The organism is Streptomyces cinnamoneus (assembly GCF_014650495.1).
Taxonomy (GTDB): domain Bacteria; phylum Actinomycetota; class Actinomycetes; order Streptomycetales; family Streptomycetaceae; genus Streptomyces; species Streptomyces cinnamoneus.
In genome coordinates this window covers 17,807-33,681 of record NZ_BMVB01000035.1, presented here as the reverse complement: position 1 = coordinate 33,681, position 15,875 = coordinate 17,807, and the positions used below count along the sequence as shown (strand labels likewise).

Genomic DNA, 15,875 nt, shown 5'->3' with positions numbered 1-15,875 from the left:
CGCCCCCTCCGGGCCCGTTCGGGGTACTCGCCCCGGGCCGACACCGTCGCCACGACCGAGGAGCAGCCACGTGGGCACCCCCCGACAGCCCGAGCGCAGCGAGCAGCGGAGCACCGCGGCCACGGACGACGAACGAGCCCGGCCCGGCAGCCCCGACGTCCCCGGCAGCCCGGAGGGACCCGGCGGCCCCGTCGGCACCGCCTCGGCCCTGGGCAGGCTGGCCGACACCGTCGACCGGCTGCGCCGTGAGGTGCGTGAGGCCCACGCGGCGGCGGACGGCCGGGCCCTCATCGAAATGGCCAAGGGCATCCTGGTCGAACGCCTGCGGTGCGGCCCGGTGCAGGCGGACCGTCAGCTGGCCTCGCTGTCCGCCCGGGCCGGCGTCACCCGCCTGGAACTGGCTGCCGACATCATCAGCCAGGCCGCCCACGACCGCCTCGCCGAGGTGACCGCGAGCTTCATCGCCGACGTCGGCGCCGTCCCGCCCGCAGCGGACGGAACGGCCGGCGGGACGACCGACAGGACGGCCGACAGGCCGGCCGGCGGGACGGCCGTCCTGGAGACGGGCACAGCGTCCACCCCGGCCCCGTCCGTGGCGGTCCGGCTGCGCACTGCCGAGAGCGGCGCGCTGGCCGCCGACGACACCCAGGCGGTCGCCGAATCACTGCTGGCCCACGCCCTCGCCCCGTTGGGTGCGGTCGCCGTCGCCGTGTGGGCCGCGCGGACCGACGCCTCCCTCGTCCTGGCGGGATGCGCCGGACTCCCGCCGGAGGAAGCAGCGCGCTGGCACTACGTGCCGCCCGCCGTGGCCACCCCCGCCCGGCGCGCCCTCACCGAGCGGCGCCAGGTGTCCTTCCCGGTGCTCAAGGACGCCTGCCTGCCGTCCGTCGGGCACCGCGAACTCCCCGACGGCGGCCGCGTGGCCGTCCCCGCCGAAGCCGGCGGGCGCATCCTGGGCGTGCTGGAGATCTGCTGGCCCCGTCCTCTGCCCCCGCAGTCGCCGCAGATCCGGCGCCAGCTCGAAGCCCTCGCCGAGCTGTGCGCGCACACCCTGGAGTACTCCGCACCCGCCGCGGCCGGCCCCTGCCCGGCCCTGCCGCCCTGCGCGGCCGGCGGCGTCGGCGAGCTCGTCGACCTCGCGGACGGCATCCGCGACCCCGCCCTGGTCCTGCTTCCGGCCCTCGACGCCCACGGCAGGCTCGGCGACTTCCGCATCCACCACGTCAACCGCCACTTCGTGGACCCGCTCGGCCGGCCGGCCGGTGCGGTCACCGGCGCCCTGCTGCTGGAGGCGTACCCGATGGCCGCGGGCGACGAGGGGCTGTTCCACACGATCGAGCGCGTCCACGCCACCGGCGAACCGTTCCGGGCCGAGCGCATCACCCTCACCACCGTCGTCGACCACCAGATACCGGTCAGCTCCCTCGCCGACATCAGCATCAGCCGCCACGGCACCTGCCTGCTGCTCGTCTGGCGGGTCGAGGACGAGGCGGTACGGCTCGCCAATCTCCTGCAGCACGCCCAGCGCCTCGGCCGCATCGGCGGCTTCGAGGAGAACACCACGACCGGCGAGATCACCTGGAACCAGCAGTTGTTCTCCTTCTACGGGCTGCCCCGCACCGCACGGCCCGTCCCCCTCGAACAGCTGCCGGCCTTCGCCCACCCCGACGACTCCGCGACCATCGGCCGCTTCCTGCGCACCCTCCTGCACCACCGCCGCCCCGCCTCCACCGACTTCCGTCTGCGCAGGCCCGACGGCATCGCCCGGCACATCCGCATCGTCGGCGAGCCCGTCCTCGACGCAGCCGGCCGGCTGCTCGCCGTACGGGGCGCCTACCAGGACATCTCCGCCCAGCACTGGACCGAGGTCGCCCTGGCCGCCACCAGGGACCAGCTCGCCCACAGCGAGCAGCAGGCCGCCGAGCGCAACCGCCTGACGCTGCAACTGCAGCACGCCATCATGCCCCCCGCGCGCGGCCCCATGGACACCCCGCACCTGCACATCGCGGTGCGCTACCGCCCCGCGGAGAAGGACCACCTCGTGGGCGGCGACTGGTACGACGTCGCCACCCTGCCCACCGGGCAGACCCTGCTGTGCGTCGGGGACGTCGCCGGACACGGCATCGACGCCGCCACGGACATGGTCGTCCTCCGCAACGCCCTGCGCGGCCTCGCCGCGACCGGCGCCGGCCCGGCCCAACTGCTCGCCTGGCTGAACGTGGTGACCTTCCACCTCACCGAACGCGTCACCGCCACCGCCGTCTGCGCCCTCTACGACCCCGCGAGCCGCGTCCTGAGCTGGGCGAGGGCCGGGCACCTGCCGCCGGTGCTGATCCGCCGGCGGCACGCGGACGCCCTCCCGCTCATCAAGGGTCTCCTTCTCGGCGCGGTGCCCGAGACGTGGTACGAGGAGGACCGGCTCCAACTGGAGCCGGGCGACGTCCTGCTCATGTACACGGACGGGCTCATCGAGTGCAAGGACCGTTCGCTGCACGACGCACAGCGCCAGCTCCTGACGACCGGCGACTGCTCGACCGACACCCTCGAACAGCGCCTGGACAAGCTGCTGTCCCGCAGCAGCGCCGACACCGACGACGACACCTGCGTCATCGGCATGCAACTGCGCTGAGCGCACCCGGGCCCCCGGAGCGGCCCATGACGTCGTGACGCCAGATGCGTCACAGCGAAAAGGCGGGACACACCCTAGAGTGCCCCGCATGAAGATCATCGACTTGGCACCCGGCGACACACGGCTCCTGTCCGACCTCCTGCCCGTCCTGCGCGAGCTGCGCCCGCACCTCACGGAGGACCTGTTCCGTGAGATCTACGACGAGGGGCACGGCCTGGGCCTGCGCTTCACGGCCGCGTACGACGACGACGGCCGGTGCGTGGGTGCGGCGGGCTGGCGCATAGTCGTCAACACCAGCACCGTGCGCTCGCTGTACGTCGACGATCTCGTCACCGCCTCCGACGCGCGCTCGACCGGCGTCGGCCGCCACCTCCTGACGTACCTGCAGGAGCACGCGCGCGAAACCGGCTGCCACCTCTTCACCCTCGACTCCGCCACGCACCGCACGGACGCCCACCGCTTCTACCTGCGCGAGCGGATGGCCATCGCCGCCTTCCACTTCCAGAAGGAGCTCGGCTGACCCCTGCGAGAGCCGCCGCCCCCGGCCAGGGACGTTCGCCCCTGGCCGCCCTGGCCGCCCTGGCCGCCCTGGCCGCCCTGGCCGGTGAGCTATGTTGAGCGGGAAAGGCGAGAAGGAGGCCCACCGGTGCGATCAGGGCAGCGGGCACGTGCGCAGGCGTCTGCGATCACTCCGGGAAGGCGCTCTCCGGAGACGGAGCCGGCCCCCGCGGACAAGGTCCGCGCGTTGTTCGGCGGCCACCGGCTGTCCCCCGCGCAACGGCGCATCGCGCAGTACATCACCGACCACCTCACCGAGGCCGCGTTCCTGTCGATCACGGACCTCGCCGAGCGCGTCGGGGTGAGCCAGCCCTCCGTGACCCGTTTCGCGACCTCCCTCGGTTTCACCGGCTACCCCGCACTCCGCGAGGCGCTGCAGCCCATCGCCCTGAGCGCGGTGGCCGGCTCCCCGGGGGCGGGGGAGGGGGACCGCAGCAACGAGCTGCAGGCGGCCGTCGACGCCGAGATCGCCAACCTGGAGAGCCTGCGCCGGGTGTTCGCGGACACCGACCGGGTCCTCGAACTCGGCCGCGAGCTCGCCCGGTCCGTCCCGCTGACGATCCTGGGCCTGCGCATCTCCGTCTCGCTGGCCGAGTACGTCGCCTACGCGGCGAAGCGCATCCACCCCGACGTCCGCCTCGTCTCCCGCGGGGGCACCGTGGCCTACGACGCGCTGCTCCAGGCACGGGAGGCGGGTGGCACGTGGGTGCTGGCGTTCGCGATGCCGCGGCACGCCAACGAGACGCTGGCCGCCATCCGGGCCGCCCGCAGTACGGGGCTGCGCGTCGCCCTGATCACCGACGTCACGCTGGGGCCGCTCGTGGACGAGGCCGACGTGGCGTTCACGGCCGGGACCGGCTCCCGTCTCGTCTTCGACTCCTACGCGGCACCCGGGGTGCTCTCCGCGGCGATCCTCCAGGCCATGGCCGACGCGGACCCCGAGCGCACCCAGCTGCGCCTGGAGAAGTACGAGCAGGCGGCGGAGCAGCACGCCTTCTTCCTCGACTGACGGCGGGACCGTCCTCATCCACCGTCCTCACCCACCGTCCTCACCCACCGCCCTCGCACCCGTCCGGCACCCGCCCCGAACGGGACGTTTTCAGCCCCGGGATCTGCATGAAATTTTTCATACCCTTGCGTACTCGGCGGTAAATATATTTACTGCACATGGCACAGCGCCGGGGTGACGGCCTCCTCGTCGACCCGCGCGGTGTGCCCGTACGGGTGGTCCGCTCCCCTCGGACGCTCCGTTCGGCCCCGGCCGGCCCCTGGGCCGGGGCCGCAGCCTTCTTCTGTGCCGGTCCCGATCGCCTCACCCGTTCGGCCTAACGTCCTCGCCTTCCTCTCCGCGTCCGCGCTGGTCGAGAGGGGTGCGGCTCCCTGCCCGCCGTGTACCCCCGCTGCCCGCCTGTCCCGGGTGGCGCAGCGGTGTTGAGCTGGTAGAGGGGTCCCTCGGGGCAGTGCAGGCAGCACAGAAGGGATGCGGATCATGTCGATCAGGATCGGGAACAGGAGCCCCTGCAGGTGCCTCTTCGTCCCGCCGCACATTCTCGATCACATCGCCAAGGTCACCGCGGTGAGCGACGCGAAGCCCCACCCGGCCACCTTGACCGCGGCGGCCAGTAAGCAGCTCCGCGACCAGCGGAGGCGCTCGGTCGTCGACCTCGTCGCCCTCACCGCCGCAGAGGAGGGCAAGGCAGGGCGTGTGATCTTCGACTGCGACCGGGGCGTCGACTTCGACGCCGCCCGGAAGGTCAGGGGAGAGGGCGACCCTCCTGTCGGCAAGCCCGAGAGCGCGGACGCGGCGTACGACAGCGTCGGGGCGGTGCTGGACTACTACAGCAAGGTCCTCCGGCGGAACAGCCTGGACGGCCTCGGCATGGACATCAACGCCTATGTGAATTACGGCGAGAACTTCGACAACGCCTTCTGGGACGGCTCCCACATCGTCCTCGGGACCGGGGACGGGGAGATCTTCACCGACTTCAGCCAGTCCCGCGAGGTGATGGGCCACGAACTAGCCCACGGGGTGGTGGAGCACACCGCCAACCTGGAGTACAGCGGCCAGTCCGGGGCGCTGAACGAGCACTTCGCCGACGTCTTCGGCAGCCTGGCCGACCAGCACTCCCAAGGGCTGACCGCACAGAGCGCCAACTGGCTGATCGGCGACGAGATCATGGCGCCTGGTCTGTACGGGGAGGCGCTGCGCTCGATGGCCCACCCCGGCACCGCCTACGACAACCCCGTCATGGGCAGGGACCCGCAGCCCGCGCACATGCAGGACTACTACGCGGGCCCGCTGGACAACCAGGGCGTCCACCGCAACAGCGGCATCCCGAACCGGGCCTTCTACCTCACGGCCTCGGAGATCGGCGCCGACGAGGCCGGTCTGATCTGGTTCCAGGGCCTGATGAACCTCTGGCCCACCGCCACCTTCCCGGACGCGGCCACCGTGATCAGCGCCCAGGCGCGGATCCTCGTCCGCGACAAGGTGGTCACCCACCGGAACGGCGTCCAGGTGGTGCGCTCGGCCTTCCGGGCGGTGGGGATCCTCTGACCGGCTGACCGGCTGACCGGCTGACCGGCTGACCGGCTGACCGTCTGACCGGCCGAGCGGCCGGCAAGGGGTCATGCGTGCGGTCCTGCCGGATTCCGGCGGGGCCGCTTTCTCGTGGGCGGGCAGCGGTCGGGGCAGTTACTTGACATTTTTAACTGTTGGTATTTACATCGAACCAGTTGCTTGAGGCCATCAAGTAATCGCCGTCCGCACCGCACCGCAATCGAGGGACCATGCCCCACCCCACCTCCGAGCAGCCCGCCGACGTCGTCGCCCGCCTGCGCGCCACCTTCCGAACCGGCCGCACCAAGCCCACCGCCTGGCGCACCGCACAGCTGCGCCGGCTGCGCGCGATGCTCACCGAGAACGACGCGGCCCTCGTCGCCGCCCTCCACGAGGACCTGGGCAAGAGCGCGTACGAAGCGTTCCGCACCGAGATCGACTTCACCCTCCGCGAGATCGATCACACCCTCGACCACCTCGATGCCTGGCTGCGCCCCGAACCGGCCCCCGTCCCGCCCCACCTCGGCGAGGCCACGGCCTGGGCCCAGTACGACCCGCTGGGCGTCGTCCTCGTCATCGCACCCTGGAACTACCCGGCGCAGCTGCTGCTCGCCCCGATGGTGGGAGCCCTGGCCGCCGGCAACGCAGTCGTCGCCAAGCCCAGCGAGCTGGCCCCGGCCACCTCGGCCGCGCTCGCCGGCCTCCTGCCCCGCTACCTCGACAACGACGCCGTGGCCGTCGTGGAGGGCGGCGTCCCCGAGACCACCGCCCTGCTCGCCGAGCGCTTCGACCACATCTTCTACACGGGCAACGGCACGGTCGGCCGCATCGTCATGACCGCCGCCGCCCGGCACCTCACCCCGGTGACCCTTGAGCTGGGCGGCAAGTCGCCCGTCTTCGTCGACCGCGACACCGACCCGGCCGCCGTCGCGGAGCGGCTGGCGGCCGGAAAGTTCCTCAACGCCGGCCAGACCTGCGTGGCGCCCGACTACGTGCTCACCGACCCGGAGACCGCCCGCGCCCTGGAACCCGCGCTGATACGCGCCGTCGAAGCGCTATACGGATCCGACCCGGCCGCGTCCGAGTCCTACGGGCGGATCGTCAACGAGCGTCACTTCGACCGGCTGGCGGCCCTGCTCGGCTCCGGGCGCCCGGTGACCGGCGGCGGCAGCGACCGCGCCACGAAGTACATCGCCCCGACCGTTCTCGCCGACGTCGATCCGGGGGCGCCCGTCATGCAGGAGGAGATCTTCGGTCCCGTCCTGCCCATCGTCACGGTCCGCGACCTGGACGAGGCCATCGCCTTCATCAACGACCGGGAGAAGCCGCTGGCGCTCTACGCCTTCACCGGCTCCGACACCACCCGGCGGCGCCTGGCGTCCGAAACCTCCTCCGGCGGCCTCGGGTTCGGCCTGCCGCTGGCCCACCTCACGGTCCCCGACCTGCCGTTCGGCGGCGTCGGCGAGAGCGGCATGGGCAACTACCACGGGCGCTACTCGATCGAGACGTTCAGCCACCGCAAGGCGGTGCTCGACAAGCCGCTGGGCTGATGCCGCGGCCGGAGCGGCCCGCGCATCGTTGTAGGGTGAAGAGATCTTCGAGCCGGTACGGCAGCCCGGCGCCCACGGGCGCGGCGGCAGGTGCGATTTCAGCCATTTCTGCAGGTTGTCGTACTATGTCCGGCGTCGCTCTTGCATCCTCGGCCATGCCCGGTGTCCGCTCCCGGTGGCCGTTCCGGCAAAGCCGAAGAGGCTGGTGCCGGTGTGCAGTGCAGGCGGTTGCTCTTCGCTCAGCCCGGCAGGTGGCGGCTTCCAGTCTTTGTCTCCCGGCAGAACGGAAAGCACATCGTGGACATGAGCGCGGCCAATCGAAAGGGCCTCAGTCTCTTCGCCCTGATCATGATCGGGCTGGGGTCCATCTTCGGCTCCGGCTGGCTCTTCGGGGCCGGGCAGGCGGCACAGGTCGCCGGCCCCGCCTCCCTGGTCGCCTGGGTGATCGGCGCCGTCTTCATCGGCATGATCGCCATGTCGTACGCCGAGGTGGGCGCCGCGTACCCGCTCCCGGGCGCCATGGCCAGGTTCGGCTCCATCTCGCACGGCCCGGTGCTCGGCTTCATCACCGGATGGGCGGTGTGGATCGCGACCGCCTCCCTGATCCCGATCGAGGCCATCGCGGGCACCCAGTACATGGCCTCGTGGAGCTTCGGCTGGGCCCGCGGACTGGTGTCCGACGGCAGCCTCACCGGCACCGGCCTGGCAACGGCCCTGTTCCTGACGTGCGCGCTGTGGCTGGCCTGCTACTGGTCGGTCGCCCTGCTGGCGCGCGCCAACAACCTCCTGACCCTGGTCAAGTTCGCGATCCCGGTCCTCGCCGTCGCCGCGCTCATCGCCTCCGGCTTCCACACCGGCAACTTCACCGACCACGGCGGCTTCGCCCCCAACGGCTGGTCGGCCGTGCTCACCGCGGTCTCCGCCTCCGGCGTCGTCTTCGCCTTCAACGGCTTCCAGGCCGTCGTCAACCTCGGCGGTGCCGCCAAGGACCCCGGCCGCGCCATCCCCCGCGCCCTCGTCGGCGCGCTCTCCCTCGGCCTGCTCATCTACCTCGCCCTGCAGGTGGCCTTCCTCGGCGCCGTGCCGCCGGAGCGGCTCGCGGAGGCCGGCGGGTGGAGCGGCGTCAACTTCGCGTCGCCCTTCGCCGACCTCGCCAAGCTGCTGATGCTGCACTGGGTCGTCACCATGCTCCAGTTCGGCGCCTTCATCTCGCCGAACGGCGCCAACATCGGCAACGTGGCGTCCTCCGCGTACCTGGCCCAGAACCTCGCCGAGACCGGCTTCTTCCCCAAGAAGATCGCCGAGGTGCACCCCCGCTACGGCGTCGCCCGCCCGGCCATGTGGCTGAACCTGGGCTTCTCCGTCCTGCTGCTCCTCACCATCGGCCACAGCTGGGAGGCCCTGGCCAGCGTCGTCTCCGCCGCCATGGTCGTCTCCTACCTCATGGGGCCCATCGCGGTCGGCGTCTTCCGGCAGACCAAGCCGGACCTGCCCCGCCCCTTCCGCCTGCCCGCCGCGAAGGTGCTCTGCCCGGTCACCTTCGCCTTCGCGGCCTGCGCCCTGTTCTGGTCGAAGTGGCCCAACACCGGCAAGGTCGCCCTGCTCACCCTGGTCTCGGTGCCCATCGCCGCCGCCGTCCTGCGCCGCCGGGGCGAGACGAGCCTGCGCCGGCAGTTCGCACCGGCCTGGTGGATGGTCGGATTCCTGCTGTGGACGGCACTGCTGTCCGCCCTCGGCAGCGCCGAGTTCGGCGGGCACGGAGTGATCCCGGGCGGCCTCGACACGGCGCTGGTCGGTCTGTCGGCCGTGGCCTTCTACTTCTGGGCGGTACGCGCCGGCGTCCAGGCCCACCGCGCGGGGCTCCCCGACCCCGACCCCGTGCTCGACGAGGCCCCCGAGCCCGCGGTCGAGGCCCCCGAGCCGCAGCCCGCAGGCTCCCTCGTCTGAACGGACGACCGCCCGACCGGACGACCGCCCGACCGGACGACCGCCCGACCGGACGGTGAACCGACCGGACGACCGGCCCCGGACACGTCACCCCTCGCCGTAGCCGAGGGGACGACGTGCCGGGGCCGCTGCCGTTGCGGGAGGGAGCCGGCGCGGACGTACCGCGAACACCCGCGTGCCCACCGATAGAAGCAAGCCTTCCGCGTCCGGGTACGGGTACGGTGTCGCGCCGCCCGTCCGGTACGTCTGCGTGTACGAACCGAGAACGGCTGTACGGTACGCGCCGCGGCAACGCCGGAGGTGGGCGGCCTCCCCGGCGTGCCGCCCGGCACGTGATGCGCCCGTGCGCGAAGCTGTCGTCCGTCGTGCGACCCGCGAGTTCAAGCCGCTCGGAGCGCGGCGCGAATGTGCCGCTGCGCAGGGCCTTTTACCAATGCTTAGTTTTTGCGTGACCGTCCCTTGGTAACCTCCAGCCAGATGATCGGCCGTGAGTGAGCAGCGGCACGTGATGCTGCAGCGCTCTGGCCGTGAGGCGTACCTCTGCCTCGGAACGGCATGCCGGGGTGCGGCGTCAGAGCGAAGAGAAGAGCACGTCCGGGAGCGCACCGCCCCGTCGGAAACGGGGCAGCCGCCCCCGGCGCACCGGCCCACGGCATGTCAGGACAGGACTGCCGACCGAGCTTCGCAGGCGATAGGTCGGCAAGGACAACCCCACCGCAGACCAGTGCCCTGGAGGATACCCATGAGTCACGCGCAACGGCTACGTGCCGCCGTCGAGGACGCGGGAACGACGCCCCTGATCGGCGTCTTCGACATGTTCTCCGCCTCCGTGTCCGCCCAGCACTACGACGGCATGTTCGTCTCCGGCTTCGGATTCGCCGCCTCCCACTACGGATTACCCGACATCGGCTTCATCGCCTGGCCGGACATCGTCGCCTTCGTCCAGCGACTGCGCCTGGCCTTCCCGCGCCAGCACCTGCTCGTGGACATCGACGACGGCTACGTCGACCCCGAGACCGCCTGCCACGTCGTGCGGCACCTCGAAGCCATCGGCGCCTCGGGCGTCATCCTGGAGGACCAGAAGCGCCCGCGCCGCTGCGGACACGTCGACGGCAAGCAGGTCCTGCCGCTGGAGGAGTACCTCGAAAAGCTGAACATGGTCCTGGCGACGCGCCGGGACCTGGTCGTCGTCGCCCGCACCGACGCGACCGAGGAGGACGAGATCCTGCGACGCGCCAAGGCGCTGGCGGCGACGGACGCGGACGTGATCCTCGTCGACGGCGTGCGCAGCGTCGAATGGATCACCAAGGTGCGCAGGGTCATCGGCGACAAGCCGCTGCTGTTCAACCAGATCGCAGGCGGCAAGTCGCCGCGGCTCTCGCTCACCGAGCTGGGCGAACTGGGCGTGAACGTCGCCATCTACAGCACCCCCTGCCTGTTCGCCGCCCAGACCGCCATCGACCGCGCCCTGACGGAGCTGAAGAGCGCGGACGGCCGTCTGCCGCAGCACACCGCGGACAGCGTGGGAGTCGCCGAGTCGCTGGCCCTGCTGGAGAAGAACATCAGCCGGCACCACGAGCGCGAAGCCGCCGGCTGACGCAGGCGGAGGGCGACACCGGGCGGGACGGGGAACGGACAGGCCCCGGTGCGGCGGAATGCCGACGGAGCCTGTCCGGCACGCCCGCCCACCGTCGTCCGCACCCCCGGGAGAAGCCCCTGCCGCTCCTCAGAAGGGAACGCGTCCTCATGCTCCGCACCAGCGCTGCGCGCGCCCGGCTGCGTCGCGTCGACGGGTACGTCGTGGCGCTGTTCGCGACCGTCGGCCTGGCCGCCGCCCTGCCCGCGAGCGGGCGCCCCGCCCACGCCGTCGACATCGCCACCCAGGTGGCGGTCGGCCTGCTGTTCTTCCTCTACGGCGCGCGCCTCACCCCGCAGGCCGCGGCCGCGGGCCTGCGGCACTGGCGGCTGCACCTGCCGATCCTGCTCTTCACCTTCGCCGTCTTCCCCCTGCTGGGGCTCGCGGTCCGGCAACTGCCCACGGCCGTGCTCGGCGCCGAACTCGCCACCGGTGTGCTGTTCCTGTGCCTGCTGCCGTCGACCGTGCAGTCCGCCGTCGCCTTCACCTCGATGGCACGCGGCAACGTCGCGGCGGCCATCTGCTCCGCCTCCTTCTCCAGCCTGCTCGGAGTGTTCCTCACACCGCTCCTGGCGGCCTGGCTGCTGCACGGTGACGGCAGGGGCGACGTGCACTTCTCCGCGGGCCACGTGGCCGGCATCGCCGTGCAGTTGCTGCTCCCGTTCGCGCTGGGGCAGGCCGCCCGCCCCTGGGCGGCCGGGTGGGTGACACGGCACCGCACCCTCACCACGGCCTGCGACCGGGGCTCCATCCTGCTGGTCGTCTACGCCGCCTTCGGCAAGGGCATGAACGCCGGGATATGGGAGCGCGTCCCGGTGGGCAGGCTGCTGGTCCTCCTCGCCCTGTGCGGCGCCCTGCTGGCGCTGGTCCTGATGCTCACGGACCGGATGGGCAGGTTCCTGGGGTACACCCCAAAGGACCGGGTCACCGCCGTCTTCTGCGCCTCCACCAAGAGCCTGGCCGGCGGGCTGCCCATGGCCACGGTGCTGTTCGCCGCGGACGACGTCGGCCTGGTCGTCCTCCCTCTGATGCTCTACCACACGATCCAGCTGACCGCCTGCGCCGCCCTCGCCCGTCGCCGGCCGCGCGTCACCGCCTCGGGCGACGGTCCGGCCGCGGTGACACCGCCGCCGGACCGGGCCCACGAGACGTCTCCTCAGGTGTGATGAACCCGTGGGGCACTGCCGGTCACCTCGGGCTGCAGCCCGCCGTCGCGCGGCGGCCGACCGGATGCGGCCCCCGGCCGTCGGGGCAGCAACGACGCCGGCAGCAGGCCGAGGGCGGCGAGTCCGGCCAGGACCAGCAACGTGGTCGCAGGTGTCGCCCCCGCGGCGGAGGCGGGGGCCGGGCCGGCGGGGGCCAGGAGCATCAGGCCGGCCGCGACGGCGATGCCGAGTGTGGGGCCGACGTTCATCGCCGTCTGCTTGAGCCCGCCGATGACCCCCGCGTACCCGGCGGGCGCCTCACCGACGACGGTTCCCGTCGCGGTGACCATCACCGTGGCGAACCCCGCACCGAGCACGGCGAAGGCCACGCCGGTGACCGCCGGCGTGCTGCCCGGGCCGAGCCGCGAGAGGCCCGCGATGCCGAGGACCATGAGAACCGTACCGCCGAGCGCAGTGGGACGCGGCCCGAACCGGCGCAGCGCGGCGGCCGCCACGGGCGCGCCGAGCACCATGAGCGCGGTCAGTGGCAGCACCCACAGGCCGGTGGTGAACGGGTCGAGCCCGACGACGTCCTGCAGCAGGAACGTGGCCACGAACAGCGCCCCGAACATCCCGCCGCTCGTGCACAGCAGAAGGGCCATGGACGCCGTCACGGGAACGGAACGCGCCACGACGGGCGGCACGATGGGGTGCTCCGCGCGCCGTTCGTGCACGACGAGCAGCGCAGCCACACCCGCGACGGCGGCGCATCCGAGCAGCGTCGGCAGGCCCGTCCACCCCTGCGCGGGCACCCCGGCCAGCGTGTGGACCAGCGCTGCGAGCACCGTCGCGAGGAGGGCCGCGCCGACGGCGTCGAGCCGCTGGGAAACGGTCCGCGCCGGTGCGGGCGCACGGACGGCGAGCGTGAGCGCGGCGATCACCAGCGCCACCGGAACGTTGATCACGAACACCGCCCGCCAGCCGAAGTGCGCCACCAGGACGCCCCCGAGCACCGGGCCGGCCGCCGCAGCCACCCCGATCGCGCTGGTCCGGACGGCGACCGCCCTGCCGAGCCGGTCCGGGGGGTAGGCCAGCCTCAGCAGGGCGAGCGTCGCCGGCTGGAGCAGGGCACCGAAGATCCCCTGCACGGCACGCAGGCCGATCACCCACCCCGCCCCGGGGGCGAGCGCGATGCCCGCCGAGGCGGCCCCGAAGCCGAGCACGCCGATGCACAGCATCCGCGGGTGCCCGTAACGGTCGCCCAGCCGCCCGGCGATGACGAGAAAGGCGGCCACCGTGAGCAGGTAGGCGGTACTGGTCCACTGGACCTGCGCCACGCCGGCGCCGAGGTCGTGCTGCAGGCTGGGCTGGGCCACGGACAACACCGTGCCGTCCAACGCGACGATCATCGCGCCGGCCACGCTCGCCGTGAGGGCGAGGCGGCGCCGTACGGTCGTGGTCATGCGCCGCCCCGGCCGAGATGGGCGTCCAGGGCCGCCGCGACGAGCCGGTCGAGCTGGTCGCCGTCCGGCGTCCCGCCCGCCGGCCCGCCCGCCGGCGGTGCGGAGCCGAGGACCAGTTGCAGGCTGCCCCACGCCCACAACTGGGCGATGCCGTGCAGGTTGGACCAGAGAGCGGCGGCCGTGACGGACGCCGGCGGCACGGAATCCTCCGGCGCGCCAGGCCGGTCCGTGGCGGCCTGCTCCGCCCGGTGGGTGGCAATGAGCCCGGCCATGTGCGCGAACAGCGGAAGCGTCGACTCCCGGAGCCGCGGCCGGCCCGGCTCCTCCTGCTCGCTGGTGAGCAGCTCATGACGGAACATCAGCTCGAACATGCCGCGGTGCTCCAGGGCGTAGCCGAGGTAGGCCCTGCCGAGCGCCTGGAGCCGGCCGCGCGGCGACGTCGTGCCGGCGGTCGCGGCCGCGAAACGGGCCTGGAGGTCCGCGAAGCCTCGGCGGGCGATCGCGGAGAGCAGGGCCTGGTGCGTGGGGAAGTACCGGCGCGGCGCCCCGTGCGACACCCCTGCCTGCCGGGCGATCTCGCGCAGCCCCAGCGAAGCGGTGCCGCTGGTCATCACCAGCTCCACTCCGGCGTCGACCAGCCGCTCGCGGAGGGACGTCTCTTGTGTCATGGACAGTGTCTACCAGCGCGGCGTAGACACTGTCTACCCCCGAGGTGCGGCAGCCCGGGGCGGGGGGTGCCGGGGCGTCAGGAGTGGTCGACGAGGTTCGTGTAGCCCTTCACGCGGGCGCAGTGGGCGCCGCAGAAGAACATGCCGTCGGTCTCGTGGCCGTGACCGAGGATGCGGCAGCCGCAGTTGTCACAGATCGGTGCCAGCTTGTGGGCGGCGCACTCGAAGCTGTCGAAGACGTGCACGGCTCCCGCGGCACGCACTTCGAAGGCCATGTCGTAGTCGTTCCCGCATACCTCGCACGCTGCCATGGGGCACATCTCCTGGCTCGTTCGCCGCCGGAACTCCTCGCCGTCCGGCGCTAAGACCGTCAGGATGCACCCGGCCGGCTCTCCCGCACGGCAGCGCCACGGCGCCGCCCGGGGGAACGCGGCCCCCTGCGCCCATCCGGCCGGACGCGCTGGCAGCCGGTCACCGGCCGGCGGGTCCCGTACGAGCGGGACCCCGCGGGCCGGTCGGCGGCCAGGGTGCAGTGCGTCGTCAGCCCGCGGGCCGGCGCCCGAAGTGCACGGTCTTCGCAGTCAGCAGGAACACGTCCGGGCGCCGGTCGATGCCCGCCGGGTCGGCCGGATCGAGCAGCCGGTCGATCGTCGCCAGGTCGTCGGCGTCCAGTTCGCCGAGGACCGTGCGCTGCCGTTGCAGCATCTGCCGTACCGACTGCCGCACGTCCGGGGCCAGGGGTGCGGGGTGGTCGACGAGGAAGGTCTTGCTGCGCACCTCCGTGAGCCCGGCGGTGCGCAGCATGCCGGCCCAGTCCTCGACCACCGCCACCGAACCGGGCAGCTCGGCACGCATCCGGCTGAACCGCTCGGCCGTCGCCGCGGCCAGCCGGTCCTGCAGGCCGGGGCGCCCGAACCCGATGTCGCGCGGCAGCCAACGGGCCGGCAGGCCGCCCTCGACGACGGCCAGCACGCCGCCCGGTTCGAGGAGTCCGGCGAGCCGGTCCAGAGCGTCCTGCTGATCGCCGACGTGGTGCACGACCTGCCCCGTCCACACCAGGTCCGCCGGCTCCAGGCCGGCGAGCCCCTCGGGGAATTCGGCCGCCTCGGTCCGCAGCCGGACACCGAGCCGCTCCGCCCGCTCCGCGGCGCGGGCCAGCAGCTCCGCAGCACCGTCGACCGCGGTGACCTCGGCGAGCGGGAACGCCGCCGCCAGCCGGCAGGCGGCGACCCCGGGCCCGCTGCCGATGTCCAGGATCCGCCGCGGGGTGAGGTGCCGGAGCTGTTCGAGGGCCTGCTCCACGTAGGGGCCGTGCGCCTCTCCTTCGCGTTCCAGCAGGTCGGCCATTGCGGCCCAGTCGAAATCGTTCATGGGAAAACCTCCTGCCGACGACCATGCGCCCGGCCGGTCGTGAGGAGCAAACGTTCTTGCGGTTTCTGCAACAAGGGGCGTTCCGCCGGCCATGCATGCGCGTTGGCGCGCGGCCTCCGGCCGGAAAGCGTCGAGAGGAATGGCGCGATCACAACCGCTGAAATACCTCTCCGTGACGATGAGGTGATAAATTGTCACCGAGCTGCGATGGCGCGTGCGCAGGTAGTGCTGTTCTGCGACGCGCGCAGGAATTCCATGCGACGGGAGTGGGGGCACAGTCGCATGCAGTCGGATGCATCGCGGCTTTCTGCATGCCTCCTTCCTTGCATTATCGAGTGAAGTTCTGAG

The 15,875-nt window shown here is 72.5% G+C and carries 12 protein-coding genes; 8 read left to right on the top strand and 4 right to left on the bottom strand.

Translation table 11 applies throughout. The annotated features are described in order from the left end of the window. The first annotated feature begins 70 nt into the window (after window positions 1-70). The 8 genes from IE182_RS29285 (at window position 71) to IE182_RS29250 (ending at window position 12,046) form a co-directional block, all read left to right on the top strand. Window positions 71-2,629 carry a SpoIIE family protein phosphatase gene (locus IE182_RS29285; RefSeq protein ID WP_190113002.1) on the top strand — a complete coding sequence of 853 codons (2,559 nt, stop codon included), beginning with the start codon at window positions 71-73 and terminating at the stop codon, window positions 2,627-2,629. 88 nt (window positions 2,630-2,717) lie between these two features. Next, window positions 2,718-3,149: a GNAT family N-acetyltransferase gene (locus tag IE182_RS29280; RefSeq protein ID WP_190113001.1), complete on the top strand. Its 432-nt coding sequence runs from the start codon at window positions 2,718-2,720 to the stop codon at window positions 3,147-3,149. 126 nt (window positions 3,150-3,275) lie between these two features. Next, window positions 3,276-4,196, top strand: a complete 921-nt coding sequence (locus tag IE182_RS29275; protein WP_190113000.1) for a MurR/RpiR family transcriptional regulator — start codon at window positions 3,276-3,278, stop codon at window positions 4,194-4,196. A gap of 480 nt (window positions 4,197-4,676) precedes the next feature. Continuing rightward, window positions 4,677-5,744, top strand: a complete 1,068-nt coding sequence (locus IE182_RS29270; RefSeq protein ID WP_190112999.1) for a M4 family metallopeptidase — start codon at window positions 4,677-4,679, stop codon at window positions 5,742-5,744. Between the two features lie 233 nt (window positions 5,745-5,977). After that, window positions 5,978-7,297, top strand: coding sequence for an aldehyde dehydrogenase family protein (locus tag IE182_RS29265; protein WP_190112998.1), 1,320 nt, complete (start codon window positions 5,978-5,980; stop codon window positions 7,295-7,297). Window positions 7,298-7,594: 297 nt separating this feature from the next. Then, entirely contained in the window at window positions 7,595-9,244 is a 1,650-nt protein-coding gene (locus IE182_RS29260) for an APC family permease (RefSeq protein ID WP_190112997.1), read from the top strand. A 742-nt stretch (window positions 9,245-9,986) separates the two neighbouring features. Continuing rightward, a complete protein-coding gene (locus tag IE182_RS29255) occupies window positions 9,987-10,841 on the top strand; it encodes an isocitrate lyase/PEP mutase family protein (RefSeq protein ID WP_190112996.1) in 855 nt (284 codons plus the stop codon). A gap of 149 nt (window positions 10,842-10,990) precedes the next feature. Next, window positions 10,991-12,046 (top strand): bile acid:sodium symporter family protein, encoded by a 1,056-nt coding sequence (locus tag IE182_RS29250; RefSeq protein WP_190112995.1) that lies wholly within the window; start codon window positions 10,991-10,993, stop codon window positions 12,044-12,046. Here the strand turns inward: IE182_RS29250 and IE182_RS29245 are convergent. From IE182_RS29245 to IE182_RS29230, 4 genes are all read right to left on the bottom strand, one after another. Next, a complete protein-coding gene (locus IE182_RS29245) occupies window positions 12,037-13,488 on the bottom strand; it encodes an MFS transporter (protein WP_190112994.1) in 1,452 nt (483 codons plus the stop codon). The genes IE182_RS29250 and IE182_RS29245 overlap by 10 nt on opposite strands. Continuing rightward, on the bottom strand, window positions 13,485-14,156 hold the full coding sequence (locus IE182_RS29240) for a TetR/AcrR family transcriptional regulator (protein ID WP_190112993.1): 672 nt from the start codon (window positions 14,154-14,156) through the stop codon (window positions 13,485-13,487). The genes IE182_RS29245 and IE182_RS29240 overlap by 4 nt, the downstream gene beginning before the upstream one ends. 77 nt (window positions 14,157-14,233) lie before the next feature. Further along, window positions 14,234-14,467: a metallothionein gene (locus tag IE182_RS29235; protein ID WP_190112992.1), complete on the bottom strand. Its 234-nt coding sequence runs from the start codon at window positions 14,465-14,467 to the stop codon at window positions 14,234-14,236. A 229-nt stretch (window positions 14,468-14,696) separates the two neighbouring features. Continuing rightward, window positions 14,697-15,527, bottom strand: coding sequence for a class I SAM-dependent methyltransferase (locus IE182_RS29230; RefSeq protein WP_190112991.1), 831 nt, complete (start codon window positions 15,525-15,527; stop codon window positions 14,697-14,699). Window positions 15,528-15,875 lie beyond the last annotated feature (348 nt).

Coding starts and splice junctions, on each gene's coding strand:
- IE182_RS29240 (WP_190112993.1), bottom strand. CDS start 14,156: ATGACACAAGAGACGTCCCTCCGCGAGCGGCTGGTCGACGCCGGAGTG.
- IE182_RS29250 (WP_190112995.1), top strand. CDS start 10,991: ATGCTCCGCACCAGCGCTGCGCGCGCCCGGCTGCGTCGCGTCGACGGG.
- IE182_RS29270 (WP_190112999.1), top strand. CDS start 4,677: ATGTCGATCAGGATCGGGAACAGGAGCCCCTGCAGGTGCCTCTTCGTC.
- IE182_RS29245 (WP_190112994.1), bottom strand. CDS start 13,488: ATGACCACGACCGTACGGCGCCGCCTCGCCCTCACGGCGAGCGTGGCC.
- IE182_RS29230 (WP_190112991.1), bottom strand. CDS start 15,527: ATGAACGATTTCGACTGGGCCGCAATGGCCGACCTGCTGGAACGCGAA.
- IE182_RS29280 (WP_190113001.1), top strand. CDS start 2,718: ATGAAGATCATCGACTTGGCACCCGGCGACACACGGCTCCTGTCCGAC.
- IE182_RS29265 (WP_190112998.1), top strand. CDS start 5,978: ATGCCCCACCCCACCTCCGAGCAGCCCGCCGACGTCGTCGCCCGCCTG.
- IE182_RS29235 (WP_190112992.1), bottom strand. CDS start 14,467: ATGGCAGCGTGCGAGGTATGCGGGAACGACTACGACATGGCCTTCGAA.
- IE182_RS29255 (WP_190112996.1), top strand. CDS start 9,987: ATGAGTCACGCGCAACGGCTACGTGCCGCCGTCGAGGACGCGGGAACG.